This window comes from Devosia sp. (genome assembly GCF_025809055.1).
Classification (GTDB): domain Bacteria; phylum Pseudomonadota; class Alphaproteobacteria; order Rhizobiales; family Devosiaceae; genus Devosia.
Genome location: NZ_CP075529.1, coordinates 607,083 through 623,806, shown reverse-complemented (window position 1 = coordinate 623,806; position 16,724 = coordinate 607,083). Strand labels below are relative to the sequence as shown.

14 protein-coding genes and 5 pseudogenes are annotated in these 16,724 nt (G+C 60.1%); 6 read left to right on the top strand and 13 right to left on the bottom strand.

What is annotated here, in order from left to right; genetic code table 11:
- Positions 1–95: 95 nt before the first annotated feature.
- From KIT02_RS03055 to KIT02_RS03035, 5 genes are all read right to left on the bottom strand, one after another.
- A complete protein-coding gene (locus KIT02_RS03055) occupies positions 96–1,235 on the bottom strand; it encodes an ABC transporter permease (protein WP_297582083.1) in 1,140 nt (379 codons plus the stop codon).
- Position 1,236: 1 nt separating this feature from the next.
- The gene (locus KIT02_RS03050) at positions 1,237–2,229 is read right to left on the bottom strand and encodes an ABC transporter permease (protein WP_297582080.1); all 993 of its coding nucleotides are present in this window, start codon (positions 2,227–2,229) and stop codon (positions 1,237–1,239) included.
- A gap of 217 nt (positions 2,230–2,446) precedes the next feature.
- On the bottom strand, positions 2,447–4,348 hold the full coding sequence (locus KIT02_RS03045; protein WP_297582076.1) for an ABC transporter substrate-binding protein: 1,902 nt from the start codon (positions 4,346–4,348) through the stop codon (positions 2,447–2,449).
- A gap of 84 nt (positions 4,349–4,432) precedes the next feature.
- Positions 4,433–4,831 (bottom strand): cupin domain-containing protein, encoded by a 399-nt coding sequence (locus KIT02_RS03040; protein ID WP_297582073.1) that lies wholly within the window; start codon positions 4,829–4,831, stop codon positions 4,433–4,435.
- Positions 4,832–4,869: 38 nt separating this feature from the next.
- Positions 4,870–5,727: a TIM barrel protein gene (locus KIT02_RS03035; protein ID WP_297582071.1), complete on the bottom strand. Its 858-nt coding sequence runs from the start codon at positions 5,725–5,727 to the stop codon at positions 4,870–4,872.
- 191 nt (positions 5,728–5,918) lie between these two features.
- On the opposite strand from KIT02_RS03035, the gene KIT02_RS03030 reads away from it, so the two are divergent.
- Positions 5,919–6,956 (top strand): Gfo/Idh/MocA family oxidoreductase, encoded by a 1,038-nt coding sequence (locus KIT02_RS03030; RefSeq protein WP_297582069.1) that lies wholly within the window; start codon positions 5,919–5,921, stop codon positions 6,954–6,956.
- Between the two features lie 54 nt (positions 6,957–7,010).
- Here KIT02_RS03030 and KIT02_RS03025 read toward each other — a convergent pair whose 3' ends face one another.
- Both KIT02_RS03025 and KIT02_RS03020 read right to left on the bottom strand, forming a co-directional pair.
- Positions 7,011–7,844: a phosphoenolpyruvate hydrolase family protein gene (locus KIT02_RS03025; RefSeq protein WP_297582066.1), complete on the bottom strand. Its 834-nt coding sequence runs from the start codon at positions 7,842–7,844 to the stop codon at positions 7,011–7,013.
- A 9-nt stretch (positions 7,845–7,853) separates the two neighbouring features.
- Positions 7,854–9,050: a Tm-1-like ATP-binding domain-containing protein gene (locus KIT02_RS03020; RefSeq protein WP_297582064.1), complete on the bottom strand. Its 1,197-nt coding sequence runs from the start codon at positions 9,048–9,050 to the stop codon at positions 7,854–7,856.
- A 93-nt stretch (positions 9,051–9,143) separates the two neighbouring features.
- On the opposite strand from KIT02_RS03020, the gene KIT02_RS03015 reads away from it, so the two are divergent.
- Entirely contained in the window at positions 9,144–9,800 is a 657-nt protein-coding gene (locus KIT02_RS03015) for a GntR family transcriptional regulator (RefSeq protein WP_297582062.1), read from the top strand.
- A 31-nt stretch (positions 9,801–9,831) separates the two neighbouring features.
- Here the strand turns inward: KIT02_RS03015 and KIT02_RS03010 are convergent.
- Positions 9,832–10,068 (bottom strand): annotated as a pseudogene (locus tag KIT02_RS03010) (transposase zinc-binding domain-containing protein); the annotation flags it as partial.
- 4 nt (positions 10,069–10,072) lie between these two features.
- On the bottom strand, positions 10,073–10,828 hold the full coding sequence (locus tag KIT02_RS03005) for a tyrosine-type recombinase/integrase (protein ID WP_366520578.1): 756 nt from the start codon (positions 10,826–10,828) through the stop codon (positions 10,073–10,075).
- A gap of 427 nt (positions 10,829–11,255) precedes the next feature.
- Between KIT02_RS03005 and KIT02_RS03000 the strand changes: the two genes are divergently transcribed.
- The gene (locus tag KIT02_RS03000) at positions 11,256–11,462 is read left to right on the top strand and encodes a hypothetical protein (RefSeq protein ID WP_297582061.1); all 207 of its coding nucleotides are present in this window, start codon (positions 11,256–11,258) and stop codon (positions 11,460–11,462) included.
- Between the two features lie 23 nt (positions 11,463–11,485).
- Here the strand turns inward: KIT02_RS03000 and KIT02_RS02995 are convergent, their stop codons facing one another.
- Complete coding sequence (locus KIT02_RS02995; protein WP_297582060.1) at positions 11,486–11,998, bottom strand: hypothetical protein; 513 nt, start codon at positions 11,996–11,998, stop codon at positions 11,486–11,488.
- Positions 11,999–12,109: 111 nt separating this feature from the next.
- On the opposite strand from KIT02_RS02995, the pseudogene KIT02_RS02990 reads away from it, so the two are divergent.
- Positions 12,110–12,936 (top strand): annotated as a pseudogene (locus KIT02_RS02990) (transposase); the annotation flags it as partial.
- 37 nt (positions 12,937–12,973) lie between these two features.
- Here the strand turns inward: KIT02_RS02990 and KIT02_RS02985 are convergent.
- The 3 genes and pseudogenes from KIT02_RS02985 to KIT02_RS02975 all read right to left on the bottom strand — a co-directional run.
- Positions 12,974–14,088: pseudogene (locus KIT02_RS02985) on the bottom strand (IS3 family transposase); the annotation flags it as partial.
- 38 nt (positions 14,089–14,126) lie between these two features.
- Positions 14,127–15,350, bottom strand: coding sequence for an IS256 family transposase (locus KIT02_RS02980; RefSeq protein WP_297582023.1), 1,224 nt, complete (start codon positions 15,348–15,350; stop codon positions 14,127–14,129).
- Positions 15,351–15,412: 62 nt separating this feature from the next.
- Positions 15,413–15,544 (bottom strand): annotated as a pseudogene (locus KIT02_RS02975) (IS3 family transposase); the annotation flags it as partial.
- Between the two features lie 60 nt (positions 15,545–15,604).
- Between KIT02_RS02975 and KIT02_RS02970 the strand changes: the two are divergent.
- Together KIT02_RS02970 and KIT02_RS02965 are read left to right on the top strand one after the other, a co-directional pair.
- Positions 15,605–16,138, top strand: a pseudogene (locus KIT02_RS02970) (DDE-type integrase/transposase/recombinase); the annotation flags it as partial.
- Between the two features lie 280 nt (positions 16,139–16,418).
- Complete coding sequence (locus KIT02_RS02965; protein WP_297582058.1) at positions 16,419–16,640, top strand: hypothetical protein; 222 nt, start codon at positions 16,419–16,421, stop codon at positions 16,638–16,640.
- Positions 16,641–16,724: the final 84 nt, after the last annotated feature.

The following is a 16,724-nucleotide window of genomic DNA, read 5'->3' as shown; positions in this document are numbered from 1 at the left end:
TATTGACCTCCTTGATCACTGAAGAACACCCACCCCTCGTGGTGGAGCAAGGCGATCGAACAAAATTCCGCTTCGGAAGGCCGCGGCGCATTGAATTATCTCCCGTGCGGATCGGCAGCATCGCGCAGCCCATCGCCGAAGAAATTCATCGCCAAGATGATGACCACCACGCAAATGCCCGGCGTCAGCAGCCACGGCGCCGAGGCCAGCGTGCGGATGTTCTGCGCATCCTGCAGCAGCGTACCCCAACTCACCACCGGGGCCTGCAACCCAAGTCCGAGGAATGACAGGGCCGTTTCGGCCAAGATCATGCCCGGTATGGCGAGGGTCGCCGCCGCAATGATGTGGCTCATGAAGCTGGGTACCATGTGCCGCGTGATGATGCGCCAGTCGCTGGCACCGTCGAGCTGCGCCGCCGTCACGAAATCCTCGGTCCGCAGGCTCAGGAAGCGTCCCCGCACAACCCGCGCCAGCTCGGTCCACCCGATCAGGCTGAGGATGATGGTGATTGCGAAGTAAGTCTGCAGCGCCGACCAGTCCTTTGGCATGGCCGCGGCCAGCCCTAGCCAGAGTGGAATGGTGGGCATGGAGCGGATGAACTCCACCACGCGCATCACCGCCGAGTCGAACCAGCCGCCATAGAAGCCGGCAAAACCGCCGATCACAATGCCGAAGAACAGGCTCAGCGTCACCCCGGCCAGCCCGATGGAGAGGGAGATGCGCGTGCCGTGGATCAACCGGCTCAATAGGTCGCGTCCCAGCCGGTCCGCACCCAGCACATAGAAGGGTGCCCGCGGTTCAGTGACGCCGATGAATTTAATCGACATTGGGATGATACCCGCGAGCTTGTAATGCTCCGACGGCGCGAAGAACTGCACCGGAATTTCGTCTTCAGGGTCGAGGACGAACGTCCGCCGCATCGCCAGCGGGTCGACCTCGCTGGCATAGCCATTGACATGGGGAAAAAAGCGCCAGGAACCATCCTCGTTGGTCGAGAACAGCTGAATGCCTTGCGGTGGCGCGTAGGTGTACCGGGCGCTGTAGGCGGAAGGGTCGGCAGGTGCCAGAAACTCTGCCAGGAGAGCCACGAGGTAAAAGGCGATCACGACCCAGAGGCTCACCAGCGCCAATCGGTGCTGCCGGAAACGTCGCCACATCAGTCCGAACTGGCTCTCGCGCCTGGCGCGGATAGCAAAGCCTGGGGCGGTGGTTTCGTTCAGCGTTTCCACTGCCATCTCACTTGCTCCCAAAGCGTATGCGTGGATCGATCCAGGCCAGCAGCAGATCGGAGATCAGCGTGCCGATCACGGTCAGGATGCCCAGCAGCAAGATGATCGCTCCTGCCAGATACATGTCCTGGGACGTGAGCGAGCGCAGCAGCAGCGGCCCCGCAGTCGGAAGATTGAGCACGACCGAAACAATCACCGAGCTCGATACCAGAGCCGGCAGCAGCCAGCCGATCGTGGAGACCAGCGGATTGAGGGCCACCCTCACGGGATATTTCATGATGGTCCGGAATTCGCTCAGACCCTTGGCGCGTGCGGTGGTCACATAGGGTTTCTTGAGCTCGTCCAGCAGATTTGCCCGAAGGATGCGGATCAACTCGGCAGTGCCAGCCAATGACAGCACAAGGATGGGCGCCCAAGCATGGCGGAGGAAATCCCAGACCTTAGGCAGGCTCCAGCGTGCCGCTTCGAATTCAGGCGAATAGAGCCCACCGATGGTTTCGCCAAACCAGATGAAGCTGAGATACATCAGGATCAGCGCGAAGAAAAAATTGGGAATGGCCAGGCCGACAAAGCCGCCGATGGTCGCGAGATAGTCGCCCAGGGAGTATTTGCGCACCGCCGCATAGATGCCGATCGGCAGGGCGACCAGCCACATCAGCATTACGGCCAGCCCTTCGAGCAGGATGGAATTGCCAAGTCGACCCCAGATCAGGTCCGTCACCGGCGCCTTCCATTCGAAGCTCTGGCCGAAGTCTCCTCGCGTAAAGATACCGGACATCCACTTCCAGTATTGCGTCAGGAAAGGCTCGCCGAAGCCGTATCTCTGGCGAAGCGCTTCGATTGTGGCCGGGTCGACGTAGTCGCCACTGGCGTTCAGTGTGGCCACATAGGTCGTAAGATAATCACCTGGCGGAAGCTGGATAATCGCAAAGGCCACTAGGCTTAATGCCCACAGGGTTAGCAGCATGGCGATGAGACGGTGTGCAACAAAACTCACCACAGGTATCTCCTTCGGAAGAGGGCCGGCCCAGATGGATTGATCGGTGTGGCGCAGACCCGGGCTGCAACGGCGGCCAAGTTTACGGTAGGGACACGGGCGGCCAAGCTATCGGTGAACAGGTGGCGGCAACGTGCCAAAGTCGTCAGGCATTGCAAGACAGGAAACCATGGCGACCGCGGCCTCCCTGGCGAGAGGCCGCGGCGGGTCCGAGCGGGTATCAATCCCGAGCGAAGTACCACTGATACGGTTCATAAGACGCCGGAGTGGGAGAAATATAGGCGTGAAGCATGGGCTCTAAGACATTCCGGAGCTCGTTGCGTGCAACGTAGTACCCGTTCGGCGGCAGCGAAATACCTATGACCGGGAACTGCTCCTTGGTGATTTCGAGTATCTCGCGCATCAGGCTTTCGCGGCGATCCTGATCTGCTTCGGACCTGACCTGATTATAGAGTTCCATCTGCTCCTTGGCCCAATCGACAGGCTCTTCTGCGATTTCGGGCATTGTGCCGTTGTACCAGGCCTGCCAGCGATACGCCCAGACGCTTTCCGGATTGGCAGCCAGATAGTGGCGAGGGTCCTGCATGAAATCGATGCTGCTGCCCTCCCAGATCTGGGCGTCAAACTGGTTGCCCGGCCTCTTGTCGTAATAGAGGGAGCGGTCGATGTTGTTGACTTGCATCTGGATGCCGACCTGATCCAGTTGGATCTGGATCAGTTCCAGCACGTCGACCCATTGGGGCTGATAGGCGGCGATGGAGTCGATGGTCAGTTCAAAGGGCGTGCCGTCCTCGAACTCATAGTATCCGGTGGACTCGTTCTTCACCAGGCCGGCTTCCTGGAAGAGCTCCTCGGCCCTATCCAGATCCACTTCGGTGTACTGGGTCGCCATTTCCTCGTCATAGAACACCGACTCCGGACGCGGAGCCATCTGGAAGGGCCTGCCCTGTCCAGTATAGACCACGTCCACGATCTCCTGGCGATCGATGGCGTGGGACAGCCCGATGCGGAACTCGCGTGACTGGAAAAGCTGCCGCTTCTGGGGATCGTCGTGGTTCAGGTTCAGCATCAGCACCATCGTGTTGGAACTGGCGGAAACGCTGGTGCCGAGCCGATAGTCGCCCTCTTCCTGTCCGTCAAAGAACAGCGGCTGGTTGTTGATGGTGTTGATGTGGCGATCCTGGAAATCGATCTCGCCACCGAGCGCCATGAGCGTGAGTTCTTCGATACTTTCGGAGATCCGCATCTCGAGCCTGTCGATATACGGTAGCTGCTGGTTCTCCGTGTCGACCTTCCAGTAATAGGGATTGCGCTCGAAGGTGACGCGGGTAGAGGTGGGCGAAAGCGGCTCATCGACAACCCAGGCCGTCATCATGGGCAGCTCGGGATTGGCCCAGCGTTCCCGCTCGACAAACCAGGCGCACCTGTCTTCCAGGTACTCGGCCCAGGTCTCAAAGCCATTCGCCTGCGCGAGCTCGGCAGCGTCCGGGTTCACTCCAGGATAGAACTGACCGCAATACTGCTTGTTGAAGGATGCGATCTGGAAGCCGTTGATGCTCGCGAGTTCATCCAGCAACAGCCCGTTCGGCTCCTCAAAGACGAGTGTGAAGGCAGTCGCGTCTTCGATTTCGATCGTCATGGGGTTGGCGGTGCTGGAGACCGAGCCGAAAGTTGCGGGATACTGCGGATCCTGCAGCAACATCACCGCGAATTCGACGTCAGCGCTTGTGAACGGCGAGCCGTCCGACCAGAGAAGGCCCTCGCGCAGCTTGAAGCTATAGCGACGCGCGTCCTCGCTCACTTCCCAGCTCTCTGCAAGGTTCGGGATGATCACACGAGAGTCACGCTGGTAGCGCAACAGGCCGTCATAAGCGACGGTGCGGCCGATCCAGGCCGTGTCGTTGCCCCCGCGCAGTCCGGAGCGCCATGTGCCGCCATAGACACCTATGCTGTCGACGGGCTCAACGACCAGCGGATTGGTGGGAAGGCGTTGCTCCACTGGCGGAAGTTCGCCCTGCTCCACCAGAGCGTCGAGCATGGGAGCCTGGGTGTAATCCTGAGCATATGCCGTCGACGACAAAGCAATGGCTGCCAAAGAAATACAAATAACCTTGTTCTTCATGGTATCTCCTCCTGATCTGAATTTACGGATCATCTCATCCAATTTGGATGTCTTATTTTTATTGTTTGATTGTATTCTATCTTACTATTCCTCTCCTTCCTCCAACATTATCGTCTGGCGGTCGCCTGAAGAGTAAGCGACGATCATCTTCGCCGTCTGTTGCCCTACATTCAGGGCGTCATGCTTGGCGTTGGCGGGAATGAAGATGGCTGACCCTGGCGTCAGGCGCACAGTTTCGCCGTCGACGCTGTGCTCGAGTTCACCCTCGAGCAGGTACAGCACCTCGTCGCAATTGGGATGCAGGTGGAGCGGATTCTTGGCGCCCTGCTTGATCTCGACATGACCGAGCGTCAGGGCGGCATTCTGATTGAGGCTGTCGGACACCAACCATTCGATCTTGCCCCAGGCAAAGTCATGGGCCAGGCCACTGCCCACCGCCCTTGTGTGCCGGTCACCAATTGCGTCGAGTACCACTTCGTTCATATTCCCACCCTGGAGATGTGCTGGGCCCAAACCGCTAATCAGGCAGCGAATTCGGGAAAATTGCTTCGCAGAAAGGTCGCGTCCTGGACGGCCACGGCGAACACGTCGAAATCCGCCTCCTTGGCCCCATGCGAGGGGTTGAGGCAGACAACGTCCACCAGGCCTGTGTCTATTACCGCACGCACGATCTCTCGAACCGGCCAGGTGGCGCTTTGCAGATTGCTGGCCCTGGCGAGACGTCCGTGCTCATCGGCAACGCCGCCCTTGAGATGCAGTCCCGCAAGAACGGGCATCAACAGGCCGACGTCGGCGACGGTGGGAAAAGTTCCGACCTGCCACATGTTCTGGACGTCCCAGATGAACCCCAGGTCGGCGTCTGCATCGCAGGCAGCGATGAAATCCACTGCGTCGCGGGGCGTTGCCACCACGCAGTGGTGTGCTTCATTCTCTGCCAATGGCCGAAAGCCGGCGTCGGCGATACGTTTTGAAAGGTCCGCATATGCGGCGGCCATCCACGGATAGCGTCGCAGAATGTCGCCAAGTCCCTGTGGAGATCCTTCATGTGTCCTGGCGCACAGAAGCCTGACAACTGTCGGCTGCAGGATCCTGGCCACGGCGAGCACTCTGTCCAGGCAGGAATTGGCTTCTGCCCTCCAGGCGCTCTCGCCCATCTCCAGGGGATAGTTGCCCAGCCCGGATGAGAGGCAATAAATGCTCAATGCGCGTTCGGAAACCAGTTCGCGCACGGTCTTTGCCTGCTCGTCGGAAAGTAACTCGAGCCGCGTGCCGAAGATCTGATCCTTGAGATCGAGCCACGACATGCCCAGTGCACGCTGACGATCCAGCGCCGCTGGAAAGTCGGATCCTGCCATCGAGTTCAGCATCGTCAGCTTCAAGGGAGTTCCGATCATCCAATCGTCTCAGGTTTTCAGATACAATATACAATGTTGCTGAGTGTGTGCAATTGGTATTTTGAGCTGGTCGAACTTTGTGTAGGATTATGCAGATCGTCACTTGACGAGGCTGCGTCTTCACGATCAGACCCGTGGCTTAATGCATACAGTATCCAGAGAACGAGGCGAGTAAGGTGCAATACCAGATTGATGCGCAACACCGGCTTCGGATCGGCATAGTGGGTGTCGGATCCCATGCCTACCGGAACATCCTTCCCACCCTGAGCTACCTGCCTGTCGAGCTTACTGCCATCGCGGATGTCGACGTCGCGCGCGCCGAGAAGGTGGCTCGCCAGTTCGGTGTCGGAGCCGTCTATCAAAGCGCCGAAGACATGTACGCCAACGCGGACATCGAAGCTGTGCTGCTCGTTGTGTCCGCCGGGCTGCATCCGCAACTCGCCATTTCAGCGTTCCGTCACGGACTGCACGTCTACATGGAAAAGCCGGCCGCCGCTCGTGCGGAGCAGGTCGAGCACATGCTTGCGGCTCGCGGTGACCGCGTCTGCGTCGTGGGGTACAAGAAGGCCTTCATGCCGGCCACGCGCAAGGCACTCGAAATCATCGGCGATGCCCAGAACGCGCCGCTGAGGACGCTGATGGGTCTTTATCCGATCTCTTTGCCGGAAAACATAGTGGAGCTGGTGGAAGCCGGCGAGCCGAACGCGTGGCTCGCCAATGGGTGTCATCCCTTGTCGGCGCTGCTCACACTGGCGGGGCCTGCGACGGCAGTGACAATGCACAGGGGACGCCACGACGGTGGAGCGGCCATTATCGAGCACGCCTGCGGCGCCATCTCCAATCTCCATCTGGCCGCGCACGCACCGGGGTCTCAGCCGATCGAGCGATATTTTGCCGTTGCGGGCAGCTCAAGCATCGAGATAGTCAATTCTCGTGAATTGATCCACCAGCGCGGTATCGAATTCAAATATTCTCATGCGACCAGCTACCTGACAGGTGAAGGAGCCCAGGTCTGGGCGGCCCAGAACCATTTGAATTCGCCAGAGAACATGCCTGTTATGACACAGGGACTATTCGGTGGACTGAAGCACTTTTTCGATTGCGTACTCTCGCAGCAGCCGGTTAGCATTGGCACACTCGAGTTCGCCCATCATCTCACCAAGGTGTGGGAAGCGGTTGCCTATTCCCAAGGCAAACGCATCGTTCTGAACTAATGGCGATGCTGATCTCCTCCTCGGAGATCAGCACTTTTTGAGCGCCACGACGGATCAGCCCATCGATATGGCCCGGAACTCCTCGACCTGAGAACGAATGGCTTGCTCTGTCGGAAGGCGTTCCATCGAACTGGCGCCGTAAAAGCCGTGACAACGGTCGGTGCGCTGAAGGACATAGGCCGCATCTTCGGGCGTGGCGATCGGCCCGCCATGGCAGAGCACGATGACGTCGTCCCGTACCTGCCTGACTGCAGCACTCCATGAGTCAATCGTTTCGATGCACTGATCAAGCGTCACCGCCGTTTCTGCGCCGATGGTGCCGCCCGTAGTCAAACCCAGGTGGCACACAATCACGTCTGCGCCGGCCAGCGTCATGGCGCGGGCCTCAGCTTCGCAGAACACATAGGGCGTTGTCAGTAAATCCTTGGCTGCCGCCTGCCGGATCATGTCCACTTCGAGGTCATAACTCATGCCGGTCTCTTCAAGGTTGGCACGGAACACACCATCGATCAGGCCCACCGTGGGAAAGTTCTGCACGCCAGCAAATCCCATGGCCTTGAGGCGCTCAAGGAAGTGATCGGTCATCATGAAGGGATCGGTAGCATTGACGCCCGCAAGAACGGGCGTCTGCTTGACCACCGGGAGAACTTCCCGCGCCATTTCGACCACAACGTCGTTTGCGTTGCCATAGGCAAGCAGGCCTGCCAGCGAGCCTCGCCCGGCCATACGATAACGGCCGGAATTGTAGATCACGATGAGATCGATTCCCCCCGCCTCTTCGCTTTTTGCCGACAAACCCGTGCCGGCTCCTCCACCAATAATGGGGAGCCCCGACGCAATCTTATTGCGGAGGTCCGCCAGTATCGCGGTACGCGTTTTTCTTGTCATGAAGAGTCCTCAGGTTATGTCACGGAAATGACGAACGAGCGCCGCTGCGAATTCCTGCGAGTTGATGTGAGCGTCCAACTCGCAGAGCTGCCGGTCGGGCGCCGGTTTCCAGCCGTCCCGTATCGCTTGGAAAAGCGCCTGGTCGGCCTGGGGATCGTGAAAGGGCTGACCTTGCCGATCGATGGCAGAGACACCCTGCAGCGGCAGCAGAAAACGGACCGGACCCTCCATACGATTGAGCCGCTCGACGATGAAACGTCCGATCTGGTGGTTTTCTTCGGGAGTGGTGCGCATCAGGGTGACCTGGGCATTGTGGACGTGGAGAAGACGGTCGGCAAATCGTTCCGGCACTTTGTCCTTCGCGCCGAAATTCACCATGTCGCACGCCCCAACCGAGCCAACATAGGGCGTCCGCTTCCGGATGATCGCACCGAGCCTGTCGTCCGTAGCTGCAAAGACGCCCCCCACCAGCAGGTCGGCGATCTCCGTAGTGGTCACATCGATCACGCCCGCCACCAGGCTGGAATCGACAAGTTTCTCCATGGACTGCCCGCCGGCACCCGTCGCATGGAAGCAAAACACTTCATAGTCTTGCTCCAACTCTGTACGGACCTGCGCGACGCATTCCGTCGTCACACCGAACATGGTCATCGCCAGTCCAGGTCTGTCCGTCCGGGCACGCGGCACCGTGTGGTTCGCCATTCCCACGGCAGCATGTGCGGCGTTGCCGACGACGCGGCGTGAAATCGCATTCAGGCCGGCAATGTCGACCACCGAGTACATCATCGTCAGGTCGGTGGGCCCGACATAGGGCGCCACGTTGCCGGAAGCGACCGTCGACACCATGATCTTGGGCGTACCGACGGGCAACTCGCGCATGGCTCGGGTTACAAGTGCTGTGTTTCCGGAGCCGCCGAGGCCGAGTACGGCGCCTATGTCGGTTCGTGCGGACAGGTACGCCGTCAGGGCGTCGGCCATCGCCGAAACAGCCTCGCCCCTGTCCTTCAACCCCAAGACCCTCCCGGCGCCCCCGGGATGACACGAAGCGACCTCCGCGGCGGTCACATCGACCCCAGCGCTGGCCGGAACGGCGGTGGAAACGTCCACGATCAGCGGCTGCCCCCCTGCCTCGCGAACGCGCTCGGCAGCGTAGGCAATCTCTTCACCCTTGGTGTCATAGGTGCCTACAATATACACAATTGCCATTTCAATTCCTCCGATTCCCGTGTAATGCGAGGAGCGAGTAGAATTAGCGTATTTAATATCGGAATTGCATACAATGTGCAAACGAACTTCGCCATGAGTGCGGTTCAACACCTGACGTTCCGGGAGCGCACCTACCAGGAAATCGTCCGGATGATCATATCCGGGGAGATACCGGCGGGTGCCCCTCTGGACGAAAAGGCATTGATCGGGCGCCTGAACGTGAGCCGCACGCCGTTCCGGGAGGCTGTGGGCACGCTGGCCAAGGAGGGCCTGATCGAGATCAGGCCATATCGCGGGTTTTTCGTGCGCACTTTTTCGCGCAAAGAAACAAACGATCTGTACGAACTGCGCAAGCGCTTGGAATGCTTCGCGGTGGAACTGGCCGTCCCCAATATGAGTGATCGTGACATCGCCGAGTTCGAGAAAATACTCGAGCGCGCTGTTTCGGCGAGAAGACAGGGTGACATGGACCAGTATGCCGAGGCAGATCGCATGTTCCACGAGCGGATTGCCAAGCTCTCGGAAAACGAGGCTCTGGTCGAGACCCTATCGCGCCTTTCGCTACAGATCCAACTGGGCAGACGCGTCGCCAATGAATCGATGGATCTTGTGCAGGATGCGGAACGCGAACGTGATGCCATCCTGTACGCTTTCCGCAGGCGGGACGTCGCCGCTGCAGTCGCGCTCATGAGCGCTCACATCAGTGATGTTCAGGGGACTGTCCTCGCGCAGTACGATTTTACACCATAGCAGGGAAGCCGACGACCAACCGGCAGCATATGCGTGCTGCCGCGCCCTGGCACCGCGGACAGTGCCGGTTGCGGCAGGAGTTGTAGGCAATCCGCTGATGCCCGCAGTCGGAACAGGCTTCGACATGACCTCCCAGAGCAGCGGTGCGGCAGGTCTCGATCGCCGACATCACCTTGAGCTGGCTGAGGCTCAGGTGTCCGGCATGGACGGCGCGATAGGCAGGACCGGCAGAACGGAAGATATCGGCTACCTCGATGGTGTGACGCACCGGATCAGGCGGGCGGAGGCTTGTCCTCCATCAGGGCCATTAACCGGTCGAGGGGGCTGGCGACCGCCTGGATCGTGCGGGTCGAGACCTTGGTGTAGAGCGCAGTCGTCTCAAGCTTGGAGTGCTCGAGCAGCACCTGGATGACCCGGATATCGACATCCTCCTCCAGCAGGTGCGTGGCAAAGCTGTGTCGCAAGGTGTGCGGGCTGACCCTTTTACGGATGCCGGCGACCTCGGCCGCCTCCTGCACCGCCCGATGCAGTTGCCGCGACGAGATCGGATCGGTGCGCGAGCGCCCCGGAAACAGCCAGCCATGGGGCAGCATGACGCCCCGCTGCTTGCCCTCGCGCCACCAAAGTCGCAGTAGCTCCAGCAACTGGGGAGAGAGCATGGCATTGCGATCCTTGCGGCCTTTGCCTTGTTCGATCCGGATCAGCATGCGGGCGCTATCGATATCGTCGACCTTGAGGTGGGCGACCTCAGAGACGCGCAGGCCCGCGCCATAAGCGACCCCGAGCGCGGCCTTGTACTTGATGCCTGGCGCCGCCTCGAGCAGCCGGGCCGCCTCCTCGATGCTGAGCACGTCGGGCAGCTGGCGCTGATAACGGGTGATCACCAGGGCCCGCGACAGATCCCGCCGCTTCAGCGTCACGTCGAACAAGAAGCGCAGAGCCGAGACCGCGCCGTTGATGGTGGAGGGACTGACACCGTTCTCATGCTGAAAGAGCTGGTAGCGGCGGATATCGTCTGGCGTGGCCACATCAGGGCTCTGCCCTAAGAAGGCGGCAAAGCGCCGGACGTGACGCACATAATCGTGCTGGTGTGGACGCCCAGGCCGCGCATCAGCATGTCCTGCTGCATGCGTTGGCGGAGCGGCGTGATGGGAGCGGCAGTCGGTGACGAAACCATGGGGAGTTCCTCTCGTTGAAAGAAACTCCATGGTCCGACTGCGACCTCACCCAGGCCCGCGACTTGCCGGCTCTGTGCGCAGCGCTCAATGCCGCCGACGAATATTCGGCTCGGCACGGCCTGCCGGCGTCACTCTACGATCGCGACAGGCTGCCGACTTTTGGGGGTGAGAATGCTCGAGCGCAGTGCTTCTCGAGCTGGGACGAAAAGCACGTTCTCGTCGACGGGCGAGATTGTTGGGTGATTGCGCCCAGGCCTAAGGTTTGAGGAGAAGAAAGATGGATAGACAGCAGCCCAACGACGACACCTACGAACGCTCCGAGAAAGAAATCGAATTCCGCGCTCTCGATAAAACGCGTCTGATCTTTCTTGGCCAGCAACGTGGATATGACGTGTTCAAGCACCCGCTCGCGGGCGGGTATTGGACGACGCGCGACGGCGATTTCGTCTCGCATCACGCCGAGAACCCTTTGCCGCGCGACTGATGAGGACCCTCCGGGACCCTCTCCTATTCCGCTGCCAGCAATACCTTACCGGCACCTAGCTTCCGCGCCGCCGTCACCGCCGCCTTCAGCGCCTCGACCGATTCCAGCTCTGCCATGGCACCGGCGATCTCGGCATCGACGGCATCGGTCCACGCTTGCATGATCGGCCACGTCCGATGCGTCCCGTTGTGCAGCGCATAGTGCGCCCCCGTCACGTCGCGGGCGTCGGGATTGTGATCGAGGATCGCCGCAGTGTCCGTTCGCAGCAAGCCCAACGTCGTCTCGCCATGCGTGGCGAAAGCGCGCCTGACATCATGCGGCGAGGCGTAGACGCCCGGCAGCCAACCCAGCATGTGCGTCAGCGTGCTCGGATTGATATGCGTCAGCTCCTCGCCGGCGCGGCGCGCCCTAATCTGCGGAAACAGCCAGGGCGAAGTGGTCTCGATATCGAGCTGCCGCTGCACCACCGACCACGCCGCCGGCGGAAGTGGGATCGTGTGCGGTCGGCGCTTGGCCTTCTTCGACCTGCCCTTCATCGATCGCGGCGGGATATGCCACAACCTGTCCGGCCTCAGCACCTTTGTCACAGAATTAGGTTTGAGATTTAAGGAGAGTTCTGGTCTCGTCTGAGTGACGAAAGAGCCAGAATGACGACGAAACCTACGAAGACGAAGAAGCCTGCCGAACAGGTGGTCAAGGATATCCGCCGGGCGACGCGGCGGCATTTTTCCGCTGAGGACAAGATCCGGATTGTGCTGGACGGCCTGCGTGGCGAGGACAGCATTGCCGAGCTGTGCCGACGCGAGGGCATTGCCCAGAGCCTTTACTATACCTGGTCCAAGGAGTTCATGGAGGCGGGCAAGCGCCGCCTGGCCGGTGATACGGCCCGTGCAGCCACCAGTGACGAGGTCAAGGATTTGCGTCGGGAAGCGAGCGCTCTGAAGGAATGCGTGGCCGATCTCACGCTGGAAAACCGCCTGCTCAAAAAAAGCATGATCGGGGATGGGGACGACCAGGAATGAGATATCCCGCTTCCGAAAAGCTCGAGATCATCCGGCTAGTCGAACAATCGCACCTGCCAACAAAACAGACACTGGACCGGCTGGGCATTCCCCGCCGCACCTTCTATCGCTGGTATGATCGCTACCTCAATGGGGGCCCCGAGGCACTGGAAGATCGATCCTCAGCCCCCAGCCGGGTGTGGAACCGCATCCCTGCCGATATCCATGACCAGATCATCGAGATGGCCCTGGAGCACTCCGAGCTGAGCCCGCGGGAACTGGCGGTACGGTTCACCGACGAGAGGGGCTACTTCATCTCGGAAGCCAGCGTTTACAGGCTTCTCAAGGCTCATGATCTGATCACCAGCCCCGCCTATGTTGTGATCAAGGCGACGGATCAGTTCCACACCAGGACCAGCCGTCCCAACCAGATGTGGCAGACCGACTTCACTTACTTCAAGATCATCGGCTGGAGTGGACCCCATTTCACCGGACAGCCGGCGGTTGGGTTTAGGCACTGAGGCGCAGGAACTCGCGTGGTGAGCGATACTTGAGCCCGGAGTGCGGGTGGACCTCACAGTAATCGTCGATCCATTCGGGCAGCAAGGCCAGGATGGTCTCGGCGTCTGGAAGGATGACGGTTGAGGCGTAGTCCCTTTTCAGAGTTTTGACGAAGGCTTCTGACATGCCGTTGCTCTGCGGGCTTCGAACCGGGGTGAAGAGCAGCTCGATGCCCAGAGCGGCGGCCACTTGCGCGGTCTGCCTGGCGATATAGGCGCTGCCATTGTCCGAGAGCCATTCGAGCCGGTGCGGGACCCTGAGGGCCTGGAAGCGGCGTTCGACGGCGGCGATCATCAGATCACAGACCATCTCGCCGGAGATGCCAGCATTGGCGACCGCCGACCAGGCGATAATCTCCCGGTCACAGGCGTCGATGACGAAGACGATGCGCACCACCTCGTCATTGCGGGCATGGATCTCCAGATGATCGGAGCACCAGCGGATGTTGGATCGCAGGGCAACGACGACGCCGTCGTGGGTCCGCGTGGGCCGCAGAGCGGTATGCTTTTGAAGGGTAAGCCCGTTCTGCTGCATGACCCTGAGGACACGCTTGGTGTTGACGGTGAGCTTGCCCTCCTTGCGCCGCTGCCTGTTGAGCAATGCCGTCACGCGGCGATAGCCATAGGTGGGTCGCTGGTCGATGATCGGGCGCAGTTCGGCAAGAAGAGCCACATCATCGGCCTTCCGATAAGGTCCGCGCGGCTTGGATGGCTTGCTGGCGCGCTCGATGAGGTTGGACCTGGAGACGCCCAGAGTGCGGGCAATAACGCTCATTGGGTATCGTCCTCGGGATTGCTCCACGACAGCAAGGGCGAGGTCCGTTTTTTTGGGCGGGCGAGATCCAGGGCCTCCCTCAAGATCTCGGCTTCCATGGTCTTCTTGCCGAGCATGCGCTCGAGGTCACGCACGCGCTTTTCCAGATCGCGCACCTGGGAGGCGCCAACAACATCTTCATCGGCCTGAACGGCTGCGTGACCGCCCTCAAGCATGCGGCGCTTCCAGGCGAAGAGCTGGGAGGGAGAAATGCCGGCGCGGCGTGCCACGTAGGAAACGCTCATACCGGGACTGTCAGTAATTTCGTGTGTGGCGGGCGATTGCACTATTACGCCGCCATGGCGCGAATGAAGCGCTCGCCGAAGATGACGGCGAACTGCGCCTTGGCCATGGACCACTCACGTGGCGGCATTTTCCACTCTTTCTCTGACCGGTTCAAGATCAGATACAGCAGCTTGGTGGCGGCATCGTCGCTGGGGAAGTGGCCCCTGGCCCTGACCGCCCGCCGCAGCTTTGAGTTCAGCGCCTCGATGGCGTTTGTGGTGTAGACGATCCTGCGGACCTCATCAGGGAAGGCAAAGAACGGGATAACCTCGCTCCAGGCGCGCCGCCAGCTCTGGCCGATGGCGGGATAGCGCTGGCCCCAGAAGCCGGCGTCGAAGTCCGTCAGGGCCTTTTCGGCGGCGTCGGCATCGGTGGCGCGGTAAATCTGCTTGAGCGCACTCGCCAACCCCTTGCGGTCCTTCCAGGAGACGAAGTCCATCGAGTTGCGCAGCAGATGGACGATGCAGGTCTGAACCACCGTCTCGGGGAATACGGCAGTAATCGCTTCAGGGAAGCCTTTGAGGCCATCGACGACTGCCAGCAGGATATCCTCGGTGCCGCGGTTCTTGAGCTCGTTCATCACCCGCAGCCAGAACTTGGCGCCTTCATTCTGCTCGAGCCACAGGCCCAGCACTTCCTTGGCGCCATCGGCGCGCACCCCCAGGGCGATATGGATCGCCTTGTTGCGCACCATGCCCTCGTCGCGGATCTTGACCCGGATGGCATCGAAAAAGACCAGAGGGTAAATCGGATCGAGCGGCCGCTGCTGCCAGGTGGCAACCTCATCGAGGACAGCGTCGGTCACCGTACTGATCAGGGCCGGCGACACATCGATACCATACAGGTCGCGCAGGTGGCCCGCGATCTCCCTGGTGCTCATGCCGCGGGCATACATCGACACGATCTTGTCGTCGAAGCCTGGAAAGCGGCGTTGGTACTTGGCAATCAGCTGCGGATCAAAGCTGGACTGCCGATCACGCGGCACATCAATCTCAAGCTTGCCGGTCTCGGTCGTCACCGTCTTGCGGCCATAACCGTTGCGCGTGTTGCCGGCGCCATCTTCGCCGGACAGATGGTGGTCCATCTCTGCGTTCAAAGCGCGTTCGGTCAACGCCTTCTTCAGCGAATCCAGCAAACCGCCTTGCTCAAAGGCCGCACTGGCAGCGCCACCAGCCAGAAGCTGATCGAGAAGTTCATTTGGGATGGCAGGCTCTTTGCGTCGAGACATATGGGACTCCTTGTTTACCCATTATGCCCGACCACACACGAAAATCCTGACACTCCCCTCATACCCGGCTGCATGGCTTCCTCCACCAACCGAACCTTCTCGGCCACTGACCAGCGCCGGCGGCGCTGCACGGAGGTGATGACTTCGACCCGTCGAAACGGCTCGTCAGAACTCTTGGACATAGTCGTACTCATAGGCGCATGCCTATGCCTTATCGGCTATGCCGGCTGTCCGGTCAAAATGGGGTGCGCTCCATCGGCTGGGGTTGGATGTATCTGTCCACCGTGCTGGACGATTACTCCCGCTACATCATCGCCTGGAAGCTCTGCTCGACCATGCGGGCCCAGGACGTCACCGACACGCTGGACATGGCCTTGGCAGCTTCAGGCTGTGATCAGGCCCATGTGCAGCACCGGCCGCGCCTGCTCAGCGATAATGGCCCCAGTTATATCGCCCAGGACCTGGCCGACTATATCGCTGCCAATGGCATGGATCATGTTCGCGGCGCCCCGATGCATCCTCAGACACAGGGCAAGATCGAGCGCTGGCATCAGACGCTCAAGAACCGCATCCTGCTCGAAAACTACTTCCTGCCCGGTGATCTCGAAAGCCAGATCGAGGCCTTCATCGAGCACTACAATCATCGGCGCTATCACGAGAGCCTCGACAATGTGACACCCGCCGACACCTACTTCGGCAGGGCCGAAGCCATCATCAAACACCGCGAAAGGATCAAACGACAGACCATCCAACATCGGCGCTTGCTGCACCAAAGCATCGCCGCATAACATTAACCCAATGACGAGCAGAACTCTCCGTTAATCAAAACGCCCGTCTGGGCCAAAGCTTCTGACGACGGACACCGGTACGACGCTAAGGATGGCGGCAACATCACTACTCGAAAACCTTCACTTATCGCGTAGTGCCTCCCCTCCCCCTCGAACCCAGTGCAACAAAAGTGAAGTGTAGGGCGCCCAGCTTCAATTGATGCCACCGAAGGGTTAGCTGAAAGAAGAAGGGCTCGGCAGTTAACCGAGCCCTTCTGGCCGTCTCCTCTGGAAGGCAACGGTGCGCGAAGTCTATCAGCCGCGCAAGCGGCAGGTTGCCCGTTTGGGCAGCGCGAAGACATACTTGGCACCTGTTTCGGGAAGATCAAAGATCAATGTTGATATTAATGAAATTTTGTCCTTCGAAAAGCAGCAGCCTATGAAAGCAGTGCTGGTCGCGGGCCTACCAGTAACCGGGTGTTCACTGACCGATTTGGGGCCGTTGGCGGACTGTCCAGTTTAGGCGGACAACCTAAGAAAACCGACAGTCCTGGAAGCAGTTGTCAACTCTTGGAAGGAAACCGAACAAAGCAAACTCACCCGACCC

Bases quoted from the DNA above. Each gene is read 5' to 3' on its own strand.
- KIT02_RS03055 (WP_297582083.1), bottom strand. From the start codon at position 1,235: ATGGCAGTGGAAACGCTGAACGAAACCACCGCCCCAGGCTTTGCTATC.
- KIT02_RS03045 (WP_297582076.1), bottom strand. From the start codon at position 4,348: ATGAAGAACAAGGTTATTTGTATTTCTTTGGCAGCCATTGCTTTGTCG.
- KIT02_RS03040 (WP_297582073.1), bottom strand. From the start codon at position 4,831: ATGAACGAAGTGGTACTCGACGCAATTGGTGACCGGCACACAAGGGCG.
- KIT02_RS03025 (WP_297582066.1), bottom strand. From the start codon at position 7,844: ATGACAAGAAAAACGCGTACCGCGATACTGGCGGACCTCCGCAATAAG.
- KIT02_RS03020 (WP_297582064.1), bottom strand. From the start codon at position 9,050: ATGGCAATTGTGTATATTGTAGGCACCTATGACACCAAGGGTGAAGAG.
- KIT02_RS03015 (WP_297582062.1), top strand. From the start codon at position 9,144: ATGAGTGCGGTTCAACACCTGACGTTCCGGGAGCGCACCTACCAGGAA.
- KIT02_RS03000 (WP_297582061.1), top strand. From the start codon at position 11,256: ATGGATAGACAGCAGCCCAACGACGACACCTACGAACGCTCCGAGAAA.
- KIT02_RS02995 (WP_297582060.1), bottom strand. From the start codon at position 11,998: ATGAAGGGCAGGTCGAAGAAGGCCAAGCGCCGACCGCACACGATCCCA.
- KIT02_RS02980 (WP_297582023.1), bottom strand. From the start codon at position 15,350: ATGTCTCGACGCAAAGAGCCTGCCATCCCAAATGAACTTCTCGATCAG.